Origin of the sequence: Streptomyces sp. NPDC056373 (assembly GCF_042262425.1) — a bacterium.
Lineage (GTDB): Bacteria > Actinomycetota > Actinomycetes > Streptomycetales > Streptomycetaceae > Streptomyces.
In genome coordinates this window covers 366,149-386,051 of sequence record NZ_JBHJPX010000006.1, presented here as the reverse complement: position 1 = coordinate 386,051, position 19,903 = coordinate 366,149, and the positions used below count along the sequence as shown (strand labels likewise).

Here is a 19,903-nt window from a genome sequence, read left to right as displayed (position 1 = left end):
GGGAGAAGGGCCCTTCGGCGTCATCGGTTCCAGGTGCGGGCGCGCAGCGGCAGGCCCGACGTCCCGGACTCGGGGGCTCGGACGGCCAGGACCTGGTTGACTCCGATGCGGTTGCGTTCGAAGGCCAGGGCGGAGGCCGCCATGTAGAGGCGCCAGACGCGGGCCCGGCCGGGGCCGGCCAGCTGGACGGCCCGCTGCCAGTCGGCCTCCAGGCGGGCGACCCACTGGCGCAGGGTGAGGGCGTAGTGCTCGCGGAGCACCTCCACGTCGCGCACCTCGAACCCGGCGCGCTCCAGCTGGGTCACGGTGGCGCCGATCGGCTGGAGTTCACCGTCGGGGAAGACGTAGGAGTCGATGAAGGAGTCGATGCTGTACGTCGTCTCGTCCCGCTGCGGGCGGCGGGCGATCTGGTGGTTCAGCAGCCGCCCGCCGGGCCCCAGCAGGTCGTACAGGTCGGCGGTGTACTCCAGGTACCGCTCGGCGCCGACGTGTTCGGCCATGCCGATGGAGGAGATGGCGTCGTAGGGACCGTCGCGGACGTCGCGGTAGTCCTGGACGCGAATCTCGACCATGTCGGTGAGGCCCTCGTCGGCGACGCGCTTGCGGGCGTAGGCGGCCTGCTCCTGGGAGAGCGTGACACCGACGACGCGCACTCCGTGCTCGCGGGCGGCGTGGACGGCCATGGAGCCCCAGCCGCAGCCGACGTCCAGCAGCCGCAGGCCGGGTCTCAGGCCGAGCTTGCGGCAGACGAGTTCGAGCTTGTCGTGCTGGGCCTGTTCGAGGGTGCTGTCCGGGCTGGGCCAGTAGGCGCAGGAGTACACCATGGACGGGCCGAGGACGATCTCGTAGAAGTCGTTGCCGACGTCGTAGTGGTGGCTGATGGCTCGTCGGTCGGTGTGCTTGGTGTGCAGATGGCGGCGGGGGCTGCGGACCTCCTCGCGGGGCGGGGCGGGCGGCAACGGGAGTCCGCCGAGCTTGACCAGTCCGCGCACGGCGGCACGGACCTCGGGGTCGCGCAGGGCCTGGGCGAGGGTGCGGGCGTCCTCGCCGCGCTCCCAGATGAGACCGGCCAGCAGATCGAGGGTCGCATAGAGGTCGCCCTCGATGTCGAGATCCCCCGCCACCCAGGCGCGGGCCAGGCCCAGTTCGCCCGGCTTCCACAGCAGGCGGCGCAGGGCGCGGCGGTTGCGTACGACCAGGGTCGGCGCGCCCGGCGGACCGGCCTGCGAACCGTCCCATGCGCGGATGCGCACCGGGAGCGGTGCTCCCAGCAACTGTGTGAAGAGGCCCTGCAGCCGCGACGCGGCGTCTGCCATGGTGTACACCTCCGATAGGGGTATCCCCTGCTCGAGCGAAGCCGAGAGCCTGGGGAAGGGAAATACCGGAATGTCGGACACCACGTAAACACCTGCCGGGCTTCGACGCAGTCCCCGGCACGCGTCATGTCTGGGCAAAACCGCCCCTTCGCCCGCCCGGACGCCGCTCCCTGACGGGCCGGCGGCCCCTGACGCGCCACAGGGCCAGAGCGGGCCGACCCACCTGAACGCGCCACAGGGCCCGGGACACCGAAGAGCCGGGCATGACGAAAGGCCCAGGCCCGACGAAAGGCCAAGGCACGCCTGCGAGCCCGGGCCCGAAGAAAGGCAAAGCCACGCCTGCTGGCTCCGGCCCGCCGCAAGGCCCGGGCACGCCGAAGGGCCTCCCGCACCACGGATGGCGGGAGGCCCTTCGTCAGGCAGATGACCGACCGGAGGTCAGGAGGCCTTGGCCTTCTCCTCGGTCTTCTCCTTCGGCGCGGCGGCGACCGGGGCCGGCTTGGCGGCCTCGTAGAACTCCTCGCGCGGCGTCTCCATGGCGCCGAGCGAGACGACCTCGCGCTTGAGGAACATCGCCAGGGTCCAGTCGGCGAAGACGCGGATCTTGCGGTTCCAGGTCGGCATGGCCAGGCCGTGGTAGCCACGGTGCATGTACCAGGCGAGACGGCCCTTGAGCTTGATCTTCATCTTGCCCATGACGATCATCGCGACGCCCTTGTGGAGGCCGAGACCGGCCACGGCGCCCTTGTTGGCGTGGCTGTAGTCCTTCTGCGGGAAGCCCCGCATGCCGGACACCACGTTGTCGCCGAGAACCCGGGCCTGGCGCAGCGCGTGCTGGGCGTTCGGCGGGCACCAGGCGTTCTCGTTGCCCGCCTTGCGGCCGACGAGGTCCGGGACCTGGGCGTTGTCGCCGGCGGCCCAGATGTAGTCGGTGCCCTTGACCTGGAGGGTCGGCTCGCAGTCGACGTGACCGCGGGGGCCCAGCGGCAGGCCGTAGCGGGACAGGGCCGGGTTGGGCTTGACGCCGGCGGTCCAGACGATGGTGTTGGAGTCGACCTCGAGGCCGTTCTTCAGCACCACGTGGCCGTCGACGCAGGAGTCCATGGAGGTGGACAGGTAGACCTCGACGCCGCGGCCCTCGAGGTGCTCCTTGCCGTACTTGCCGAGCTTGGGGCCGACCTCGGGGAGGATCTTGTCGGCGGCGTCGACCAGGATGAAGCGCATGTCCTCGCGGGACACGTTCTTGTAGTACTTCGCGGCGTCGCGGGCCATGTCCTCGACCTCGCCGATGGTCTCCGCACCGGCGAAACCGCCGCCCACGAAGACGAAGGTGAGCGCCTTGCGGCGGATCTCCTCGTCGGTGGTGGAGTCGGCCTTGTCGAGCTGCTCGAGGACGTGGTTGCGCAGGCCGATGGCCTCCTCGACACCCTTCATGCCGATGCCCTGCTCCGCGAGACCGGGGATCGGGAAGGTGCGGGAGACCGCGCCGAGCGCGATCACCAGGTAGTCGAAGGGCAGCTCGTAGGCCTCGCCGACCAGCGGGGAGACCGTGGCGACCTTGCGGTCCTGGTCGATGGTGGTGACCCGGCCGGTGAGAACCTCCGCCTTGGGCAGCACACGTCGCAGCGGGACGACGACGTGGCGCGGGGAGATGTTGCCGGCGGCGGCTTCGGGGAGGAAGGGCTGGTAGGTCATGTACGACCGGGGGTCGACGACCGTGACGGTCGCCTCGCCGTAGCGCATCTTCTTCTGGATGCGCCGAGCTGCGTACAGGCCTACGTACCCACCGCCTACTACGAGGATCCTGGGACGCTCCGTGGTGCTCATGCCATCGAGTATCCACCCGTCTCAGGGGGGTGGCTCGTGCGCCCCTTCACAAGCTCTTGCAGGGTGTGTGCTATCCTCCGCGGCCCGCGTGATCCACGTCATGGTGACAACCGGGCTCCTTTATGCACCCCGGAGCGTTGTCAATGCCGCGTGAGCTGCCTCTCTGTACCCGAGAGGCCTCCGTGAGGGACGTCCCGCGCGCCGTTCCGGACACCTTCCCGGACCCCTCCATACCATGCTTCTGAACATGTTCAAAGGACTGTTCAGCCCCCGGACGGGTCAACGGGACCCTTCTCATCGCCCGGGAGGGCCGAATTCCTTGTGAAGAACTTCACGAACTTTTCCGACGGGCGGTCTCCGGGGAGTTCGTCCGAGCCCCCGGAGACGCTCATTCGTGATCCATGCCTGCTCAGAAGCGGGCTACGCGACCGACCACGCGATGCCGTCGAGCATTGCTCACATACGCGCATCGCTCCCCCACCTGCCATCGTCCGGCGGGTCCCAGACAAACAGCACGTCGGCGCGGGTCTCGTACCTGCTCGGCCGCGGGTAGACGCGCACGCAACGGATGATCTGTTTCAAGATCAGATTCCGCTGAATGTTGGTGAACGTCTTCCACTCTGGGAGCATGCCGACGATCAGCGGGCGCACCTCTTCGCGCGTCGGTTGTTCGTCCTCTTCGGCCTCGAGTTCGCCCTCGCCGCCGAGTTCGGCGATCCTGGCCGCGACCTTGTCACGGTCGTCTGTGAGCGTCGCGCACGCTTTGTCGTACGCGTCTGCCGGGTATCTCTGTGGGTTTCGTGCGTAATCCATGATGAGCCGCGACAGTGCGTCTTGCGCCTGTTCGTGCTCGAGGCGCAGCTGTGCGAGTTCCTGCTCGACGGTCGGCTCGAGGGCGGGCGCGTCCTCTTCCGTGGCGGGTAGGGCGTCGATGTCGTCGGCGACCTCTTGCAGCTTCTCCAACACGATGCGTTCGAGCTCGCTACCGGTGCCGCTTGTGCCTTCACAGCCGTCGCTTTGGTCGTGGAGGGCGCACCTCCAGATGACGTCCTTTTCGTTGCCGTGCCCGCTGCTTGAGCCGCGGCATAGTTGGCACCGCACCAGGGAGGTAAGGGCGTGCGCCACTGCGCGGGCCCGGATCGGTGTCCGGGCGACTGACGCGCGGCGGGTCCGGTACTCCTGCCACAGTTCGCCGGCCCTGCGGATGATCTGTTCCCGCCCGGTGTCGTCGAGGTTGGCGTAATCGATGTCCGGGTCGTATCCGATGATCGGCAGCTGTGCGCCGAGGAAGTATCGCCAGTGCCCGCAGCTCTTGTACGACTTGCCGTCTCCGACTTTGGGACAGTCGCACTCGTCGCGTACGCGGAGGTATCCGGCGGCGAACCCTGAGTCGAGGTACCGAAGCAGGGAGTCTTGCCGCCACAGGCCGCCGCGCATGGTGCGTAAACCGGCCGCGTTGAGCTGCTGAACGAGCCTCTTCGCGCCCGTGCCTGCTATGTACTGCGCGTAGCAGCTCGCCACGTGCGGGGCGACTTTCGGATCGATCTCGTACCGCTCCTCTTGGAGCCGGAATCCGCCGGGGGCGTTCGCGTCGGGCACGCGTCGTGGGAACCACGTGTACCCGAACCGGGGCCGGCCGCCGGACGGGAGTTGAGCGGCGAGCCTGTGTTCGTGAACCTCTTTCCACTGCTCGCCTGTCCGGTCACTCTCGAACGCCCCGAATTCGAGGATCATCCCGCGCTGAAAGCGGCCGATCGCGGTTGTGGCGTCGACGGGTTCCGTGGCTGACTCGAGCCGGCCGCCGATCGCCTCGAGCCGGGCGAGGTTGATCGCGTTGCCTACGCGGTCGCGGCCGAATCGGGAGTAGCGCCATACGGCGATCCCCTTTGCCTCGCGCTTCTCGACGCGCTCGATGGCGCCCATGATCTTGCGTTGGAAGTTCCTGCCGGTGGCGTCGAGGTCGACCACCCATGCGACGATCCGGCGCCCGTGCCGGCGTGCCCATTCGAGGATGGACGCTTTCTGGATGTCTGGGCTGATCTTCTCCTCTCGCCATGTGGAGACGCGTACGTAACCGATGTACGGGTCGCCGTCGAGGGCGGTTGTGCTGCGGAACGTGTCGGGTGCCTGAGTCATCCGGCGGCCCGCCCGTCGTCGGCGCGGTAGGTGTGAAGGTGGTGGATGTTCCGTGCGCCCTGGTCGTCGAGGCCGGTTCCGTCGGGTGCTGGGGCGCGGTGCTGGTCGAGCAGGCCGCGCGCTACGTGGTCGAGGGCGAGCGCGTAGCCGGCCGCGTGCGCGGCGGCGAGCTGGTCGTCGGTGACGTTCTGCTGTTTGCGCATGGCGCCGATGACGACGCCGGCCGCGGCGGGCACGGTGGCGAGGATGGCGCCCCGCATGATGTCGTCCCGGTCGACGATGAGTCCTATCCCCCCGATCAGGGTTGCAGCGATGAGCAGGGCGAGGCCGACGGCGATAATGGAACTAGCGTTCGAACGCCAAGACATGGGCTGGTGCCTCCGTACGTCGTCACTTCTGGTTTCGCTGTTCGTGGGGGGGTGGCGTTCGTTGCAGTGTCTCAACCATGGAGACGAACAGGCGTCGGGCCTGTGGATCTTGAATGCCTAGTTCGTCCGCGGCCTGCTCGGGCGTGATGGGCCGAGGGCCCGGGTCCGGGTTGGCGATCCTGCCGAGTTCTTCGTCGGTGGCAACGCCGGCCCGCACCAGGACTTCACCGAGCGGAACACGCAGGGCCGCGGCGAGTTGACCGAGGATGCGCGTGTCGTGCTGGGTGCCTTGGCCGCCAAGCATGCGGCTTACTGTGGCGCGCCCGATGCCGGACTCTTCGGCAAAGCGGGTCTGGCCGCCGCCGCGTGCGCTGAGGTCGTAGCCGCGCCGGGTGAGTTGTTCGCGGAGCCAGTCCGCGAAGGTCTGCGCTTCGTTTCGTTCCATGGATGGAACATACCGTCGCTGGAACAAGCGGGGCGGGTTCCCCCCTGTTCGTGACCGAAACGCATAGCCAGCACGTCAGTTCGACCCCCTTACTGCTGGTGCCCGAGTTACACGGGTGACCGATTGTTGTTACCCGCATGCACGCTGTCAACGGCAATGACGTGCTGCAACAGTTCGTTGATCTTCCCAAATGCGCACGACGACATATGCCGAACGCCCGTGCTATGTTCCATCCATGGACGGAAGCTATCCGGCCATGGAAGGAAAGAGCGCCGCCATGTATGACCGTTCTGCACTCGTCACGGCTGCCCGTAAAGCCGGAGACCTCACCCCCTCCGATGCAGCACGAACCCTCAAGGTCGCCCGCAATACCGCGTGGCGCCTGTGGCACGGCCGCACCGCGCCAAGTGCCCGAGTAGCCGCGGCTGTTGAGTCCGCCTACGGGCTCCCCGCCTCGCAGCTGATCACCCCCAACGTCGAGGCCGCGGCATGACCGACGCCGACGTGATCCCTCGCGAGCAGGCCCTCGCCAGCGCCCGCCGCGCCCTCGACCGGGCCCGCGCCGAACGCGACCACGCCCGGGCCGCCGGCCGACTTCCCGCCGAGCTCGAGCTCGCATGCCGCCGCCTCGAGCGCCAGCGCCCCCGCCCCGCCGCGCACCGCGCCGCGGCCTGAAAACAGGTGGGCCGCCCCGGATCGCACCCGGAACGGCCCCCACGCCACCACTCGAAAGGCACTGGACGTGTCCCCCGATCGTAAGACCCCGCACCGCCCCGACGGCCTCGCCGACGGCCTCGACGCCCTCGCCGACACGCTCGACGACCTCGCCGTCGCCTTCAACCAGGACCCGGACACCGTGGCCCGCCTGCTCACCACGCACGCCGCCCACGTGGCCGCCCTCGACCTCGCCGCCGTCAACTACGACGCCACCGACGCCACCCGCGCCATGCGCGCCGCGGAGGTCGCCAGCAGCCGCGAGGCCCTGCTCGAGCAGATCACCAGCGACCAGCTCGCCGACGTGATCCCCCTCGCCGCCGCCCGCACCGCCCAGAACGGACACAGCGCATGACCACGCCCACCCCTCACCTCGCCGCCGTCCCCAACACCGCGCCGCGCATCGAGACGGCCTACGTGCCCGCACCCGAGGGCGCGCCGGCCGACGCCCCCCGCGTGTTCGCCGTCGTCGCCGCAGTCATGGCCGACGCAATGCCCGTGGGGAAGGACCAGCGCAACCAGCAGCAGAACTACAACTTCCGCGGCATCGATGACGTCATGTCGGCCATGGCGGGCCCGATGCGCAGGCACGGCCTGTTCATCCTGCCGAGCATCGCCGAGCACCGGCAGGAACGTGACGGGAAGATGACCCGGACCCTGATCACGATGCGATACCGCATCTACGGGCCCGCGGGTGACTGCCTGCTCGCCGACGTGCCGGGCGAAGCATTCGACTTCGCCGACAAGGCCACCAACAAAGCACAGTCGGCCGCGCTCAAGTACCTGTTGTTCACGCTGTTCATGCTGCCTGTGGACGCCCGCAGCATCGACGACGGCGACCGCCACCACCCGGAGCCGCCGGCCGAGCAGGCGCAGCGCCAGCAGCGCCGTGGAGGCAACCAGCAGCGCGGGCGCCAGCAGGGCGAGGGCGGGCAGCAGCCGCGCCGCAGCAACCGCGCCGAGTCCGGCCCGTGGGAGCAGGAACCGCCGCAGCAGCAACGCCCGCCGCGCCGCGATTTCCTCGCCGAAGCGCGCCAGGCGCCCAACCGTGCCGCGTTCGACAAGGTGCGCGCCGCCGCCGTCAAGGCCGGCGCACCGGCCGACTACCTCGACCAGCTCGACGCGATCGCCCGCGACAAGGAGCAGGCCGGCCAGAAGTCGCAGCAGGGCAAGCAGCCGCCCGCCGAGCAGCAGCAGGGCACCGCGCCGCAGCAGGGCGAGCAGGCCGCGCCGCCGTCGAGTGTCGACCGCGCCGCCACCCTCGCCGCCATGTACGCCGCCGCCGCCGAGGCCGGAGTCGCCGACCGCGCCGAGGCCGACCAGCTGTTCACCTCCCGCCACAACGTGACGCCGGCCGAGGCCACCCTCGAGCAGCTGCGCGAGATGCGTACCGACCTGCTCGACGCCGCCAAGGGGGCCGCAGCGTGAGCACCAACGACACCACCGCGCCGACCGCCGAACAGGCCGAGCAGGTCGTCGAGTCGCTGCGCGACCTCGCCACGCAAGAGGCCGTGTTGAAGCTGCTCGCCGAGCGCGTCGCCGCCGCGCAGAAGGACGTGAAGGCCCGTACACAGCGCGCCCTCGACGCCGCCGCAGAGCGCGACGGAACCGAACGCGTCGTCGCGTCCCTGCCCACCGGCGAGCAGGTCGCCACGATCTCACTACGCCGCGGCGAGTCCGGGCCCGTCGTCGTCGACGAGGAAGCCCTCGCCCGATGGATACGCCAGACGTGGCCCGACGAGCAGTTCACCGAGACCCGTCTCGTGCGCACCGTCAAGCCGTGGAAGCTCGCCGAGCTGGTCGCCCAAATGGAAGCCGTCGGCGCCGCCAAGATCCCGGACCCAGCCACGGGCGAAGTGCTCGAGCCCCCGGGCGTCATGTGGAAGCCCACCCGCGCCCGCACGCACGCCCTCACGTGGCGTAAGGGCGGGAAGGACGCGACCGCCGAAGCGTGGCGCACGGGCGCCCTGGCCGCCGAGCTCGCCGCGATCACCGCGGGGGGTGAGGAGCAGTGACCGAGCTCGCCGTCGTCGCCGTCGCCGGACTGTCTACGCTCGCCGCCCTGGCCGTCGGCCTGTGGGCGATCGAGACCCGCCTCGCCGCCCTGTGGCGCGCCGAGCAGCGCCGCCACCGCCGCGCCAAGGGCGCCCAGTGAACGCCCGCCCCCGGGCCCGCCTCGCCGCCGCCCGGGCCCTGCTCGACACCCCGCCGACCGAGAACGTGCCCGGACAGGCCGCCCTCGAGGTCGCCACCGCGCCGGCCGTCGAGGACAAGCCGCCGCCCACGTGCGACACCGGCAACCCCCGTTGCGGCGAGCCGGCCCGTTTCTACCCCGCCGGGTGGAGATGCGACCGGCACCGCCCCAGAACCTACCGGCCCCAGTAGGCCGCCCTGATCGCCCCGGGGCGAGGACGAGCCGCGCGCCCCTCGCCCCGGGCGCCACACCCAGCAAGGAGCACCCCCCGTGCCATGGTTCAAAGTCGACGACACCGCGCACAGCCACCCGAAATTGATCAAGGCCGGTAACGCCGCCATCGGCCTATGGATGCGCGCGGGCGCCTACGCCGCCCAGCACCTCACCGAAGGCACCGTTCCGGGCGTCGTCGCCCAGCTGTACGGCACCGCGCCGCAGGCCCGGAAGTTGACCGCCGTCGGCCTGTGGCACGCCGCCGGCCACACGTGCCCGCGTTGCCCGCAGCCGGCCGCGGGTGACTTCCAGATCCACGACTATCACCAGTACAACCCGCGCCGGGCGAAGGTCGAGCGCGAGCGTGAGGCCGCCGCCGAGCGCCAGCAGCGGGCCCGCGAGCGCGCCGCCGAGCAGCGCACCGCACGCGGAAACGGCCCGCAATCGTCGACGAATCGCGCTCGAAAAGACGACGGATCGTCGCCGGAAAATCTCGAAAACGCTCCGAATCAGGGCGCGTTTGGGGAGGACTCCGCAGGTCACGGGGGTCCGTCACACCGTGACGCCCCCAACCCGTCACGGTCCCCCCGACCCGACCCGACCCCTAGTACCTCCTACGGAGGTACTACCCCCCAACCCCCCACGGACCGGCCCGGCACTCCAGGACCCGCCGAGCAGCTGCTCGCCCGATGGTGGGAGACCTACGGCCGCACGACCGCCCAGAGCCGGAACACGATCGGCCGGGCGATCGCCGACGCCCTCGCGAACGGCCTCGAGCCGGCCACCCTGTGGCCCGCCCTGGCCCGACTCGGCGACCTCAACAAGCCGATCACCGGCGGCACGTTGACGTTCGCCCTGTCCGAGCTGAAGCGCCCCGCCCCCGGCGGCGAGGTGATCCCGTTCGACCGCGCCGCCGCCCGCCCCTCGACCACCGATCAGCGCGTCGCCGCCGGTATGGACCTCGCGGCCCGACTGCGCGCACAGGAAGGCACCTCCGCATGACCCCCGCCGACGCCGCCGAGCTGTTGACCCTGTGCGCCGCGTTCGACCGCCGCACCGTCGGCGAGGCCGACGCCCGCGCATGGGCCGCCGCCCTCAACTCCGTGCCCCTCGACGACGATGCCCGGGCCGCCGTCGCCCGGCACTACGCCGAGACGGACCGATGGATTACCCCCGCGCATGTGTTGCAGCAGCGCGCCAAGATCCGCCGCGACCGCCTCGACCGGGCGAACGTGCTCTACGAGGGCCGCCCGGGCGAGACCGGCGCCGAGTCAATCGCCAGCCGCCGCGCCCTCGAGCGCGCCGTCGCCGACGGCCGGATCGCCCCGCAGTCCGCCGCACAGGCCGTCGGCCTCGCCCCGCGCACCGCGCCGCCCGAGCTCACCGGCGGGCCCGCCCCGGAGGTCGAGGCCGCCCTCGAGGGCATCGGCCGGCGCATCCCCGACGAGGCCGCCGTGTTGCTGCACGACTACCGGCCCGTTCGGGCCCAGCGCGAAGCCCTCGCCGCCTCGAGACTGCCCGACCCCCTCGCCGTGGCGTGCACGTGGTGCCAGGCCGCCCCCGGCAAGCCGTGCCGCATGGGCAAGAACAACGCCCGCGTACGCCAGGACCCCCACCCCTCCCGCCTCGACGACGCCCGCGCCCGCCACAACACCCGCCAGGAGCAGAGCGCATGAACCGCAGCAGCAAGCACCCCGACCGCCCGTACCGCCGCCGCGCCGTCCCGGGCGACCACACCCCCAACAGCCGCGGATTCCGCGTCACCGCGTCATGGGACGCCCGCCCCGACCGGCCGGCCATCCGCAACACCAGCGACAAGGCCAAGGCCCGCCGGATCGCCCGCGAGTACGCCGAACAGGGCGCGTACGTGATCCTCGAGGAGCACCGCGGGCGCGACCAGTGGCGCACGCTGCGCGAGCTCGACGGCCCCGCGATCGTCGCCGCCGCCCGCGCCGCCGCCGACGCCGAGCGCCGCGCCGCCGACCGCGCCGAGGCCGAGCGCGTCGAGCAGCTGCTCGCCGTCCGCCGCCGGCACCGCCTCGCCGCCGAGGCTGCCACGCACGCCCGCGCGCTCATGAGCCCGCCCGCGATCGTCCGGCCCGAACACCGCCAGCGCGCCCGCCACATCACGGGGGCCCAGCGATGACCCCGCCGCCGGCCGCCCTCGCCGTACTGCGCGCCGCACTGGTCGACACCCAACAGGCACCCCTCGAGCACGCCCAGGAAGCGGCACAGCGCGTCGTCGACGCCCTCGCCGCCGACGGGTGGACCCTCGCGCCGATCGAGGCCGAGAACGGCCGCGAGACGCTCGCACAAACGTTCGTCACGAACCGATAACGACCAGTCCGGGGGGTGCCCTCGATGAGACCAGCGCACCCTCTTAAGCGATATCGTCCACTCTTGGACGGAACAAGTCCGCACATGAACGGAACGGTACGGGGGCCCGGATGCCGAGCAGTAGCGCCGAACGGTTCGCCGCCAAGGTCGACCGCAACGGGCCCGCCAGCCTCTACCGCGACGCCCCCGGGCCCTGCCACCTGTGGACCGGCGGAGCCCGCAGCAAGCGCGAGCACGACCGCGGGCAATTCGGCGAGTTCTACGGGGCGTTCTGGGACGGCGAACGCATGGTTCGCGCCCACACCCACGCATGGGAGCAGGAACACGGCCCCGTGCCCGACGGCCTCGAGCTCGACCACAAGTGCCGGCGCCGCAACTGCGTCAACACCGCACACCTCGAGGTCGTCGACCACCGCACCAACACCCTGCGCTCGACCGCGCCGACGGCCATCAACGCCCGCAAGACGCACTGCGCCAACGGCCACCCGTTCGACGCCGCCAACACCTACCGCGCCCCCAACGGACACCGGCACTGCCGCGCATGCCGCCGCGCCCGCCAGGCAGCCCCCGTCATCGCACTCCCCACCACCACACCCACCACCGAAAGGCAGGCCGCCTAAATGGCAGGCGAGACCGTAATTACCGTCGTCGGCAACCTCGTTGACGATCCCGAGCTCAAGTTCACCCCGTCCGGCGCCGCCGTCGCCAAATTCCGCGTCGCCTCGACGCCCCGCACGTTCGACCGCCAGACGAACGAATGGAAAGACGGCGACGCCCTGTTCCTGACCTGCTCGGTATGGCGCCAGGCCGCCGAGAACGTCGCCGAGTCCCTGCAACGCGGCATGCGCGTGATCGTTCAGGGCCGCCTCAAGCAGCGCAGCTACGAAGACCGCGAGGGCGTAAAGCGCACGGTCTACGAGCTCGACGTCGAGGAGGTCGGGCCCAGCCTCGCCCGCGCCACCGCCACCGTCACCAAGACCACCGGCCAGCGCAACAACGGCCAGCAGCAGGGCGCACAGGGCGGATGGAACGGCCAGCAGGCCGGCGGCGACCCGTGGGCGACCAACGGCCAGCAGAACCGCGGATACAGCGACGAACCCCCGTTCTGACCGCCCGCGGCCGGCGACCGGTCGCACCCCGCCCCGCGCGCACGCGCGACCCCCTCGAACCCGAACAGGAGCAACCCCCATGCCCCGCATCCCCGACGCGGTGAACGTCGTCAGCCTCGACACTCACGCCCTGATCGTCGCCGTGCCCCTCGACGGCCCCGCCGACGTGTCGTCGTCCCTGCCCCGTCCGGTCGCCGCCGACGTGCTGCGCCAGATAGCCGACCAGCTCGCCGCCCAGCCGTGCCCGACCGCCGCCGCCACCGGCCAGCCCTGCCCCATCCACGACGAGCCGACCGCGCCGGCCAACGAGGAGCAGCCGGCCGCGGATTGGGTGGCCGACGTACGCGCCGCCCTCGCGTTCAACCTCCCCGAGCCCGAGCCCACCCTCGCCAGTCTCCGCGACATCCTGCTCGACACCGCGCCGCGCACCCCCGCCCAAGCCCTCGCCGCCGCCCGGATCGTCCTCGCCGCGCACGGACACGAACTGTCGACCGTCGTCCGCAAGCACGCCGACGACTACCGCGCCGAGAACGGCGTAACTCGAGGCACCCGCGGCCTGCTCACCGGCATGCACAGCATCCGCCGCCTGCTCGACGAGCGCGCCGACCGCCTCGCCGCCGAGGCCGAGCAGCAGTGAGCACCCTCGCCCGCGCCCGTGCCGCCCTCGCCCGCAGGGCGGCACGGCGCCGCGCCGACCGCGCCCTGTTGCGCCTCGCCCGCGAGAACTGCGGCGACTGGACCTGTCCCACGTGCCGCGCCCTCGACCACCTCGCCCACCACGGCGACACCACCCACCGCGCCCCGGAGGCCGACCAGTGAACTACGCCCCGCACCCCGCCGCCCAGGCCGCCGCGACCGCGCCGCCGGCCGTCGACGACGACCACCTCGAGGCCGCCGAGTGCACCGAATGCGGCCGACCGCTCAAGCGCCCCAGCGACGACGGACTCGGCCCCGTGTGCCGCCGCAAGCTGCGCGCCGCCCGCGCCGAGCGCGAGCAGGAGGTCGCCGCGTAGTGGCCCGCAACATCGGAGCCGACGGCCGCACCGTGTTCCGCGCCGTGATCACGTTCGGCAACAGCACGACGCCCCGCTACGAGGGCCCCTACAGCAGCGCAGGCGGCGCCCGGGCCCGCGTGTCGTTCTGGCGTAACCACCTCGCCCGCAGCGAGGGCAGCGCCACGGGGCGCGTCGAGCAGGCGCACACCGTGTGGACCCCCGTGGGCGAGCAGGCCGACCCGATCGCCGCCGCGATCGCCCGGGCGTACCGGGCCGTCGCCGACGAGATCAACGCACTCCCCCAGGACTACGAGTGCGACCCGGGCCGCGGCGACGCCGCCGAGTACCTGCGCCGCCGCGCCGACGAGATCCACCCCGCCGCCGAGGAGCCGAACCAGTGAGCCGCCCCCAGCACCGCGCCCCCAAGGGCCGCACCCTCGACCGCCTCGACCGCCGCGCCGTCGTCGACAACCTGCTCGCCCGCACACACCGCGCACGGCTCACGTCCGCCGAGGCCGCCCTACTCGGCGACTACGTGCGCGAGGAGCGCCGCCAGGCCGACGAGAACCGCAGGGCCATGGCCGGCACGACGCAGGCCCTCGAGCGGCACCGCGAGGCCGCCGACGCCGCCATACGCGAGCTCGAGCAGCGCGCCGGACAGGCCGACGCGCTGTCGCAGGCCGCGCACCAGTGCAGCAACGAGGCCGAGCAGCACCGCGCCGAGGCCGTGCAGCGCCTCGCCGCTCAACAGCAGATGCACGAGGACCGCCGCCGCGCCCTCGCCGACGCGCTCGCCGCCCCCGCTGACACCCCGTGGCCGCAGCTGGTCGACCGTGCCCAGCTGAGAGACCAGCACGCCCGAGAGAACAGCGCCGAGGCAACCGACCAGTACAAGCGTGCCCGCCGGGCAGAGGCCGCCCTCGACCGCGTGCGCCAGGCCGACAGTCTCGGCGCCGCCCTCGCCGCGGTCGCCGAGTTCGACGGACTCACCCCGCAGGCCGCCGCCGCACACGGCGCACTCACCGACCGCGCCGACACCACCGCGGCCCGCCTCGCCGAACAGCAGCGCGAGCACGAGGTCGCCCTCGCCACCGAGCGCCGCACCGGCGAGCGCGCCGTCGAGGCGTGGCAGAAGCGCGCCCGAGAGGCCGAGGAGGAGGTCGCCCAGCAGCGGGCCCGCGCCAACGGGTGGCGCGCGCACGCCATCGAGGCCGACGACCGCGCCGACCGCCACCTCGCCGCATGGCGCAACGCCCGCCGACGCGCCCGCGAGCACGCCGCCGAGGAGGAGCGCGTACGCGGCTGGTGCGCGCACTGGCACGACCGCGCCGACACGTTCCGCGCCGCGTGGCAGTCCGCCCGCGACCGCGCCCGGACCCGCACCGAGGAGCGCGACCGCGCCCTCGCCCATGCCGCCGCCCGCGGCGACGCCCTCGCCGCCCACCTCGCCAGCACGGAGGCACCCCGATGACCCTCGCCGGCCGCACCATCGTTGCCACCCTCGCCGCCGCCGCAGCGATCGCCGCCGTAGCCGTGGCGTGCGACTCCCCGAGCGCATGCGCCGCGACCAGCCCCCGCCCCGCGCCGGCACCGCGCGTCGCCCCGCCGAAGCCGGCCCCCGCCCCGGCACCGCGCCCGCCGGCCAACAGCACGCCGAGCAAGCCGAAGACGCCGGCCAAGCCGCGCCACAACAGCCCCGACCTGTTGCCCCTGCCCGTGTTCGTCGACCACGGCCAGTGCCAGTAACCCCCCGCACCTCGAGCACCAGGAGCAACCCGCCATGAGCAGCACCGCCCGCACCCTCGCGCGCCCCGCCGCGCAGGCCGTCGCCGATCTGCGCGCCGTCCGTGAACAGTGGGGCGACCTGCTCGCCGCGATCGAGCGCCCGCCGGCCGCCCAGTGGCCGCCCCGCGAGTGCGCCGGATTCCTCGACCAGCTCGCCGCCGCCGACCGCGCCGACGACGACCTCGAGCCGGCCGCGCCGCGCGTCGGTCGACTCCCGCTCACCCTCCGCGAGCACCCCGCCCCGCTCAACCTCGACGCCCTCGACGCCGCCCTCGAGGTCGAGGCCGACCTGTTCGACCTCGCCGACCAGATAGCCGAGCAGGTACAGCGGCCCGTGCGCCGCGTGCCCAAGCCGCACCGCAGCGGGCGCACAGTCGCCGCCGTCGACGCCCGCGACCGCGACAACCCGGCACGGTGGCACTACGCCGGCCAGGGCAACCCCGGATCACGCGCGTACGGCCTCCATTGGGCCGCCGTATGGGTCGAGGGCCGCGTATGCGACGAAGACCTCGACGGCGACCTGTTCGCCCCCCTGTCGCCGCGCCTGTTCGACCACGCCGCCGCGGTCGCCGCCCGGGCCCGACGCACGGTCGAGCGCGCCCTCGAGCGCGACGGCCGCACGACGCACCTCGACACCCCGTGCCCATGGTGCGGCGGGCAGCTGGTCGGCCAGACCCGCCCGGGCGGCGAACCGGTGGTGACCTGCTCGACGGGCGAGGGGTGCGGGGCGCCTGTCGTGCTCGACCGCGGCCGGCGCAAGTGGCGGGGCGCCGAGCTGGTCGGCCTGTGGGAAGCGATGGACGCCGCCCGGAACCGCACGGAAGACTCGACGCCATGAGCACCCGCGACCTGATCGAGTTCTACCGGGCCCGCCTCGACGAAGAGGAGGCAGGCGTACGCGACTGCATCGAGTCAGCAGAGCCCAACGTCGGCCAAACCGACCTCGACGAGCTCGCCACCCGGCGCACCGTCCTGGACATGTACGAGATCGCCGCGAAGCACGACGACGAGCGGGCCCCAGGTCTACGCCTCGCCGTGCAGTACCTCGCCGCCCACTACGACAAGCACGCCGACTATCGCGAGGGGTACCGCCCAGGGCAGTGACCCAACTCCCGGAAGGGGCGCCGGAATTGCCAGGCGCCCCTTTTCTTGACCCGCTTGTGTAGTCGCTACACAAGCCGCTACAGTCAGAGTCCTGCCGTACTCCACACGGCGCCGCCGGACTCCACCCGGCACCACCGACCAGCCAAGGGAGCAACCCCCGATGAGCGTCACCATCCCCGGAGCCCTCGCCGACCACCTCACCGCCGAGCGCCCGTTCGACCTCGACACCCGCGCCGCCCTCGACGACGCCCGCCGCGGACGCGGCCGAACCCTGGTGCTCGAGCCCCGCAGCATGACCGCCCTGCACGTGATCAGCCGCCGCGCCGAGCAGCTGCTCGCCGACTCCTACGCCACCGACGCCCAGAAGCGCGCCGCCCGTAAGTGGATCGCCGCCGCCGGCCACGCCCCGCAGATCATCACCGTGCGTTTCGCCTCGACCGAAGAGGCTTACGACGCGAGCCAGTGCGCCGCCGAAATCCGTAACGGCGATGTGCTGGTCGTCGAGGACGAGCAGGCCGTCGCGTTCATGCACGACGCATGGCCCGTCGCCGTCACCACCGCGCACGGCGAGTTTCACGGCGACGGCACCGCGCCGACCGTCGAGGCCGCCCGCGGCGCGTCCGCCCGTGCCGCCGCCGACGCCGCGTACGCCATCGGCGCGCCCCTCGCCAGCGCCGAGCTCCAGCAGGACGCCGAGCAGGCCGTCGCCGAGGCCGCCGCCGACGACGCCCCGGAGGCCACGCCGACCGTCGAGGAGGTCGAGGCCAGCTACGCCGCCCAGCTGGTCACCGAAGCCGACGCCACCGCCGGCACGTGGCGGGGCGCGTGGATCGGCGAGCACAGCGTCGCCGCCCTGCCCGCCCTGTTCGACCTCGACACGGAACAGGGCGCCCTGTTCGACGACCGCGCCGCCGTCGAGGAGGCCCCGCCGGCCGCCGTCGAGGCCGCCCCCGAGCCGTTCGTCGCCCCAGAGGTCACCCGCGCATCCGTCGACGCCTACCTCGCCCGCGAATACCCCGCCCTGTACGCCCCGGAGCAGCCGCGCCCGCTCGAGCTCGAGCCCGCGTTCATGTGGGCAGTAACGCACCGCGTCGTGATCCGGGGGGAATGGGTCGGCCTGATCATGTGCGGACTCGGCCGCCGCGAGGCCGACGACCGCGCGGGCGCCCTGCTCTACACCGGCAGCAAGGCCGTTGAAGTCGTGCTGTGCGAGCACGGCCCCAACGCGCACCGCGACGCCCGCCTCGCCGCACGCTGCGAGGGATGCGGGTACGCGATCCCCCGCGGCGAGCAGTGGCACGACGCGTGCCGCCCCCGCCCGCGCCTTACGCCCCTCGAGCGCGCCCGCCGCGCCGCCGCGCGCGACGCCGGATACGCCCGCGCCCTCGACGCGTCCGACGCCGTGACCGCCGCCGGCGGCGAGCCCCCGTTCTAACCGACCCGACCGGCCCGCCCTCGCCCGAGGGCGGGCCCGACCCATACCGACAGGAGCAGCACACGTGAACCCCACCGACCAGCCCGACGAGCAGCGCGACGACGAGCCGACCGTCGCCCACTACCAGCGCGCCGACGCCGACAAGATGCCGACGACGCCAGCCGGGCAACTGGCCGCCGTCGAGGGAATGGCCGCCGCCGCGGGATTCCTCCCCGCCGATAACCCGAAGCTCGCCAAGCACAACCGCAAGATGTTGCGCCGCCAGTTCGGGACGGTCGACGACAGCACGCCCGCCGGACGATTCCAACAGCAGATGCTCGAGGCAATCGAGCAGTTCGAACGCGAGCGCCGCTCCGAGATCATCGCGGCCGGCGGAGACCCCGACGAGGACCGCGACCCGCTCGAATACGCCGAGTGGATCGCTTCCCAGTGGGACGCGACCGCCGAGGAGCCCAACGAGCGGGCAGCGCTGCTACTCCAGCTTGCTGACGAACTGACCCTCGAGGACCTGCGCACGCTCCGCCTCGCCGCCGAGGCCGCCGCCGCCGTCACGCCCCGCATGGTGGTAGACGCCGCAGGCCGCGGCATGAAGCCGAACCGAATCGCCGAGGCAAGCGGACTCACCCCGTCGCGCATCTACAGCCTGTTGCGCGAGGCACGCGAAGAGGCTCGCGCCATCGAGGAAGCAGACCGCGCCAACACCGAGGACCTGAACAGGTTCGCGCCCCCGCAAGAGCCCTAACCCAGACAGCAGCGCGGGCCCGTACGCGGCGACTCCACCGCCGGACGGGCCCGACTAACCACGATCGGAGCAACCCCGACATGGCCACCGCCAAGCCTACCGACCCCCAGCTCGCCGCCCGACGCGCCAGTGTGCGCCACCTCGCCGACGAAGAGGGCATGTCCCACCGCGCCATAGCGCGCCAGCTAGGTATCCATCACCGCACCGTGGCGCGCGACCTCGATGCCACCGCGCCGGCCGCCACCGCGGCACCCGCGCCACAGACCGCGCCACCCGCCCCCACCAGCGGCGCACCCCGCGCGCCGTTCCTACTGCACGAGCTCGAGCCAAGCCTCATCCAAGATCTCAACGTATTGACCGACCACCGCACCGGCACCCTGTACGCGCCGATCCGGCAATACCTCCGCGCCGCCGCCGACGCCCGCCGCGCCGCCATGCGCGCATGGATCGAGCGCCAGTGCGCCACCGAGGACGCGCCGCCGCGCCGACCGGACGCGACCGCCCCCGCGCGCGAGTTGCGCCGTGATCATTCCGTGACCTAACCTTGGGCCCGTCTTCGGCGTGCCCGAAAACGGAACGCCCCACCGCTCACCGAACGCCCCGCCGGCCACCCGCCCGCGGGGCGTTTCGCATGCCCGACGCGAGGAGGTGACGACCTATGGCTCGACCGATCACCGACCACGACCGCGAGCAGGTGCGCACCCTCCACGCCCAGGACAAGAGCCGCAACGAAATCGCCCGGATCATCAAGCGGTCGCCCTCGACCGTTTCGAAGATCGCCGCATCGTTCGAGCCGCCCCTCGAGTTCAACCGGGCCGCCGAGGTCGCCGTCGCCACCGAGGTACGCCGCGCAGACCTCGCCGCCCGCCGCTCCGCCCTCGCGCTCGGCCTCCAGGACGACGCCGAGCAGCTGCGCGCCCAACTGTTCGCCCCGTGCACCGTCGGCGAGTTCGCCGGCCGCGACGGCGATTGGCACACGGCCAACCTCGACCGCCCCAGGTTCGGCGACCAACGGCAGATCATCGGAGCCGTGCAGACGGCCGTATCTACGTCCCTACGCCTCGCACCCGCCGAGGGCGGCGAGGGCGCCGAGCAGGTTCGTTCGATGCTCGGAGCGCTCGGCGAGGCATTGCAGCAGGCCGCCGCCGACGACCTCGCCGACGGAGGCGCCGACGGGGGGTGA

Annotated in this window: 30 protein-coding genes; 25 read left to right on the top strand and 5 right to left on the bottom strand. The window is 72.4% G+C overall.

What is annotated here, in order from left to right:
* Positions 1–20: 20 nt before the first annotated feature.
* The 5 genes from ACFCXS_RS15480 to ACFCXS_RS15460 all read right to left on the bottom strand — a co-directional run bounded on the left by ACFCXS_RS15480 (position 21) and on the right by ACFCXS_RS15460 (position 6,092).
* The gene (locus ACFCXS_RS15480; RefSeq protein WP_376643758.1) at positions 21–1,316 is read right to left on the bottom strand and encodes a class I SAM-dependent methyltransferase; all 1,296 of its coding nucleotides are present in this window, start codon (positions 1,314–1,316) and stop codon (positions 21–23) included.
* Positions 1,317–1,754: 438 nt separating this feature from the next.
* The gene (locus ACFCXS_RS15475; RefSeq protein WP_376643757.1) at positions 1,755–3,143 is read right to left on the bottom strand and encodes an NAD(P)/FAD-dependent oxidoreductase; all 1,389 of its coding nucleotides are present in this window, start codon (positions 3,141–3,143) and stop codon (positions 1,755–1,757) included.
* 456 nt (positions 3,144–3,599) lie between these two features.
* Positions 3,600–5,279 (bottom strand): recombinase family protein, encoded by a 1,680-nt coding sequence (locus tag ACFCXS_RS15470; RefSeq protein ID WP_376643756.1) that lies wholly within the window; start codon positions 5,277–5,279, stop codon positions 3,600–3,602.
* Positions 5,276–5,647 (bottom strand): hypothetical protein, encoded by a 372-nt coding sequence (locus tag ACFCXS_RS15465; RefSeq protein WP_376643755.1) that lies wholly within the window; start codon positions 5,645–5,647, stop codon positions 5,276–5,278. The genes ACFCXS_RS15470 and ACFCXS_RS15465 overlap by 4 nt, the downstream gene beginning before the upstream one ends.
* A 22-nt stretch (positions 5,648–5,669) precedes the next feature.
* Positions 5,670–6,092, bottom strand: coding sequence for a helix-turn-helix domain-containing protein (locus tag ACFCXS_RS15460; RefSeq protein WP_376643754.1), 423 nt, complete (start codon positions 6,090–6,092; stop codon positions 5,670–5,672).
* Positions 6,093–6,327: 235 nt separating this feature from the next.
* On the opposite strand from ACFCXS_RS15460, the gene ACFCXS_RS15455 reads away from it, so the two are divergent.
* From ACFCXS_RS15455 to ACFCXS_RS15335, 25 genes are all read left to right on the top strand, one after another.
* A complete protein-coding gene (locus tag ACFCXS_RS15455; protein WP_376643753.1) occupies positions 6,328–6,585 on the top strand; it encodes a helix-turn-helix domain-containing protein in 258 nt (85 codons plus the stop codon).
* On the top strand, positions 6,582–6,767 hold the full coding sequence (locus ACFCXS_RS15450) for a hypothetical protein (protein WP_376643752.1): 186 nt from the start codon (positions 6,582–6,584) through the stop codon (positions 6,765–6,767). The genes ACFCXS_RS15455 and ACFCXS_RS15450 overlap by 4 nt, the downstream gene beginning before the upstream one ends.
* A gap of 67 nt (positions 6,768–6,834) precedes the next feature.
* Entirely contained in the window at positions 6,835–7,161 is a 327-nt protein-coding gene (locus ACFCXS_RS15445; RefSeq protein WP_376643751.1) for a hypothetical protein, read from the top strand.
* Entirely contained in the window at positions 7,158–8,234 is a 1,077-nt protein-coding gene (locus ACFCXS_RS15440; protein ID WP_376643750.1) for an ERF family protein, read from the top strand. The genes ACFCXS_RS15445 and ACFCXS_RS15440 overlap by 4 nt, the downstream gene beginning before the upstream one ends.
* The gene (locus ACFCXS_RS15435; protein ID WP_376643749.1) at positions 8,231–8,821 is read left to right on the top strand and encodes a hypothetical protein; all 591 of its coding nucleotides are present in this window, start codon (positions 8,231–8,233) and stop codon (positions 8,819–8,821) included. Before ACFCXS_RS15440 ends, ACFCXS_RS15435 begins: the two co-directional genes overlap by 4 nt.
* The gene (locus ACFCXS_RS15430) at positions 8,818–8,961 is read left to right on the top strand and encodes a hypothetical protein (RefSeq protein WP_376643747.1); all 144 of its coding nucleotides are present in this window, start codon (positions 8,818–8,820) and stop codon (positions 8,959–8,961) included. Before ACFCXS_RS15435 ends, ACFCXS_RS15430 begins: the two co-directional genes overlap by 4 nt.
* Positions 8,958–9,191 (top strand): aromatic ring-opening dioxygenase LigA, encoded by a 234-nt coding sequence (locus tag ACFCXS_RS15425; protein WP_376643745.1) that lies wholly within the window; start codon positions 8,958–8,960, stop codon positions 9,189–9,191. Before ACFCXS_RS15430 ends, ACFCXS_RS15425 begins: the two co-directional genes overlap by 4 nt.
* 79 nt (positions 9,192–9,270) lie before the next feature.
* Complete coding sequence (locus ACFCXS_RS15420) at positions 9,271–10,215, top strand: mucin-2 (RefSeq protein WP_376643744.1); 945 nt, start codon at positions 9,271–9,273, stop codon at positions 10,213–10,215.
* The gene (locus ACFCXS_RS15415; protein ID WP_376643743.1) at positions 10,212–10,889 is read left to right on the top strand and encodes a hypothetical protein; all 678 of its coding nucleotides are present in this window, start codon (positions 10,212–10,214) and stop codon (positions 10,887–10,889) included. Before ACFCXS_RS15420 ends, ACFCXS_RS15415 begins: the two co-directional genes overlap by 4 nt.
* Positions 10,886–11,359, top strand: a complete 474-nt coding sequence (locus ACFCXS_RS15410; RefSeq protein ID WP_376643741.1) for a hypothetical protein — start codon at positions 10,886–10,888, stop codon at positions 11,357–11,359. The genes ACFCXS_RS15415 and ACFCXS_RS15410 overlap by 4 nt, the downstream gene beginning before the upstream one ends.
* Entirely contained in the window at positions 11,356–11,550 is a 195-nt protein-coding gene (locus ACFCXS_RS15405) for a hypothetical protein (RefSeq protein ID WP_376643740.1), read from the top strand. Before ACFCXS_RS15410 ends, ACFCXS_RS15405 begins: the two co-directional genes overlap by 4 nt.
* Positions 11,551–11,660: 110 nt before the next feature.
* The gene (locus tag ACFCXS_RS15400; RefSeq protein WP_376643739.1) at positions 11,661–12,170 is read left to right on the top strand and encodes an HNH endonuclease signature motif containing protein; all 510 of its coding nucleotides are present in this window, start codon (positions 11,661–11,663) and stop codon (positions 12,168–12,170) included.
* Positions 12,171–12,659, top strand: coding sequence for a single-stranded DNA-binding protein (locus tag ACFCXS_RS15395; RefSeq protein WP_376643738.1), 489 nt, complete (start codon positions 12,171–12,173; stop codon positions 12,657–12,659).
* 79 nt (positions 12,660–12,738) lie between these two features.
* A complete protein-coding gene (locus ACFCXS_RS15390) occupies positions 12,739–13,296 on the top strand; it encodes a hypothetical protein (protein ID WP_376643737.1) in 558 nt (185 codons plus the stop codon).
* Positions 13,293–13,478: a hypothetical protein gene (locus ACFCXS_RS15385; protein ID WP_376643736.1), complete on the top strand. Its 186-nt coding sequence runs from the start codon at positions 13,293–13,295 to the stop codon at positions 13,476–13,478. Before ACFCXS_RS15390 ends, ACFCXS_RS15385 begins: the two co-directional genes overlap by 4 nt.
* Entirely contained in the window at positions 13,475–13,672 is a 198-nt protein-coding gene (locus ACFCXS_RS15380) for a hypothetical protein (RefSeq protein ID WP_376643735.1), read from the top strand. The genes ACFCXS_RS15385 and ACFCXS_RS15380 overlap by 4 nt, the downstream gene beginning before the upstream one ends.
* Positions 13,672–14,055 carry a hypothetical protein gene (locus ACFCXS_RS15375; RefSeq protein ID WP_376643733.1) on the top strand — a complete coding sequence of 128 codons (384 nt, stop codon included), beginning with the start codon at positions 13,672–13,674 and terminating at the stop codon, positions 14,053–14,055. The genes ACFCXS_RS15380 and ACFCXS_RS15375 overlap by 1 nt, the downstream gene beginning before the upstream one ends.
* Complete coding sequence (locus ACFCXS_RS15370; protein WP_376643731.1) at positions 14,052–15,125, top strand: hypothetical protein; 1,074 nt, start codon at positions 14,052–14,054, stop codon at positions 15,123–15,125. The genes ACFCXS_RS15375 and ACFCXS_RS15370 overlap by 4 nt, the downstream gene beginning before the upstream one ends.
* Positions 15,122–15,400 (top strand): hypothetical protein, encoded by a 279-nt coding sequence (locus ACFCXS_RS15365; protein WP_376643730.1) that lies wholly within the window; start codon positions 15,122–15,124, stop codon positions 15,398–15,400. Before ACFCXS_RS15370 ends, ACFCXS_RS15365 begins: the two co-directional genes overlap by 4 nt.
* 34 nt (positions 15,401–15,434) lie before the next feature.
* Complete coding sequence (locus ACFCXS_RS15360; RefSeq protein ID WP_376643729.1) at positions 15,435–16,277, top strand: hypothetical protein; 843 nt, start codon at positions 15,435–15,437, stop codon at positions 16,275–16,277.
* Positions 16,274–16,543 (top strand): hypothetical protein, encoded by a 270-nt coding sequence (locus ACFCXS_RS15355; RefSeq protein WP_376643727.1) that lies wholly within the window; start codon positions 16,274–16,276, stop codon positions 16,541–16,543. Before ACFCXS_RS15360 ends, ACFCXS_RS15355 begins: the two co-directional genes overlap by 4 nt.
* Before the next feature lie 160 nt (positions 16,544–16,703).
* The gene (locus ACFCXS_RS15350) at positions 16,704–17,978 is read left to right on the top strand and encodes a hypothetical protein (protein ID WP_376643726.1); all 1,275 of its coding nucleotides are present in this window, start codon (positions 16,704–16,706) and stop codon (positions 17,976–17,978) included.
* Between the two features lie 64 nt (positions 17,979–18,042).
* Positions 18,043–18,720: a hypothetical protein gene (locus ACFCXS_RS15345; RefSeq protein WP_376643725.1), complete on the top strand. Its 678-nt coding sequence runs from the start codon at positions 18,043–18,045 to the stop codon at positions 18,718–18,720.
* Positions 18,721–18,800: 80 nt separating this feature from the next.
* Positions 18,801–19,262: a helix-turn-helix domain-containing protein gene (locus tag ACFCXS_RS15340; protein ID WP_376643724.1), complete on the top strand. Its 462-nt coding sequence runs from the start codon at positions 18,801–18,803 to the stop codon at positions 19,260–19,262.
* A 116-nt stretch (positions 19,263–19,378) separates the two neighbouring features.
* Entirely contained in the window at positions 19,379–19,903 is a 525-nt protein-coding gene (locus ACFCXS_RS15335) for a helix-turn-helix domain-containing protein (protein WP_376643722.1), read from the top strand.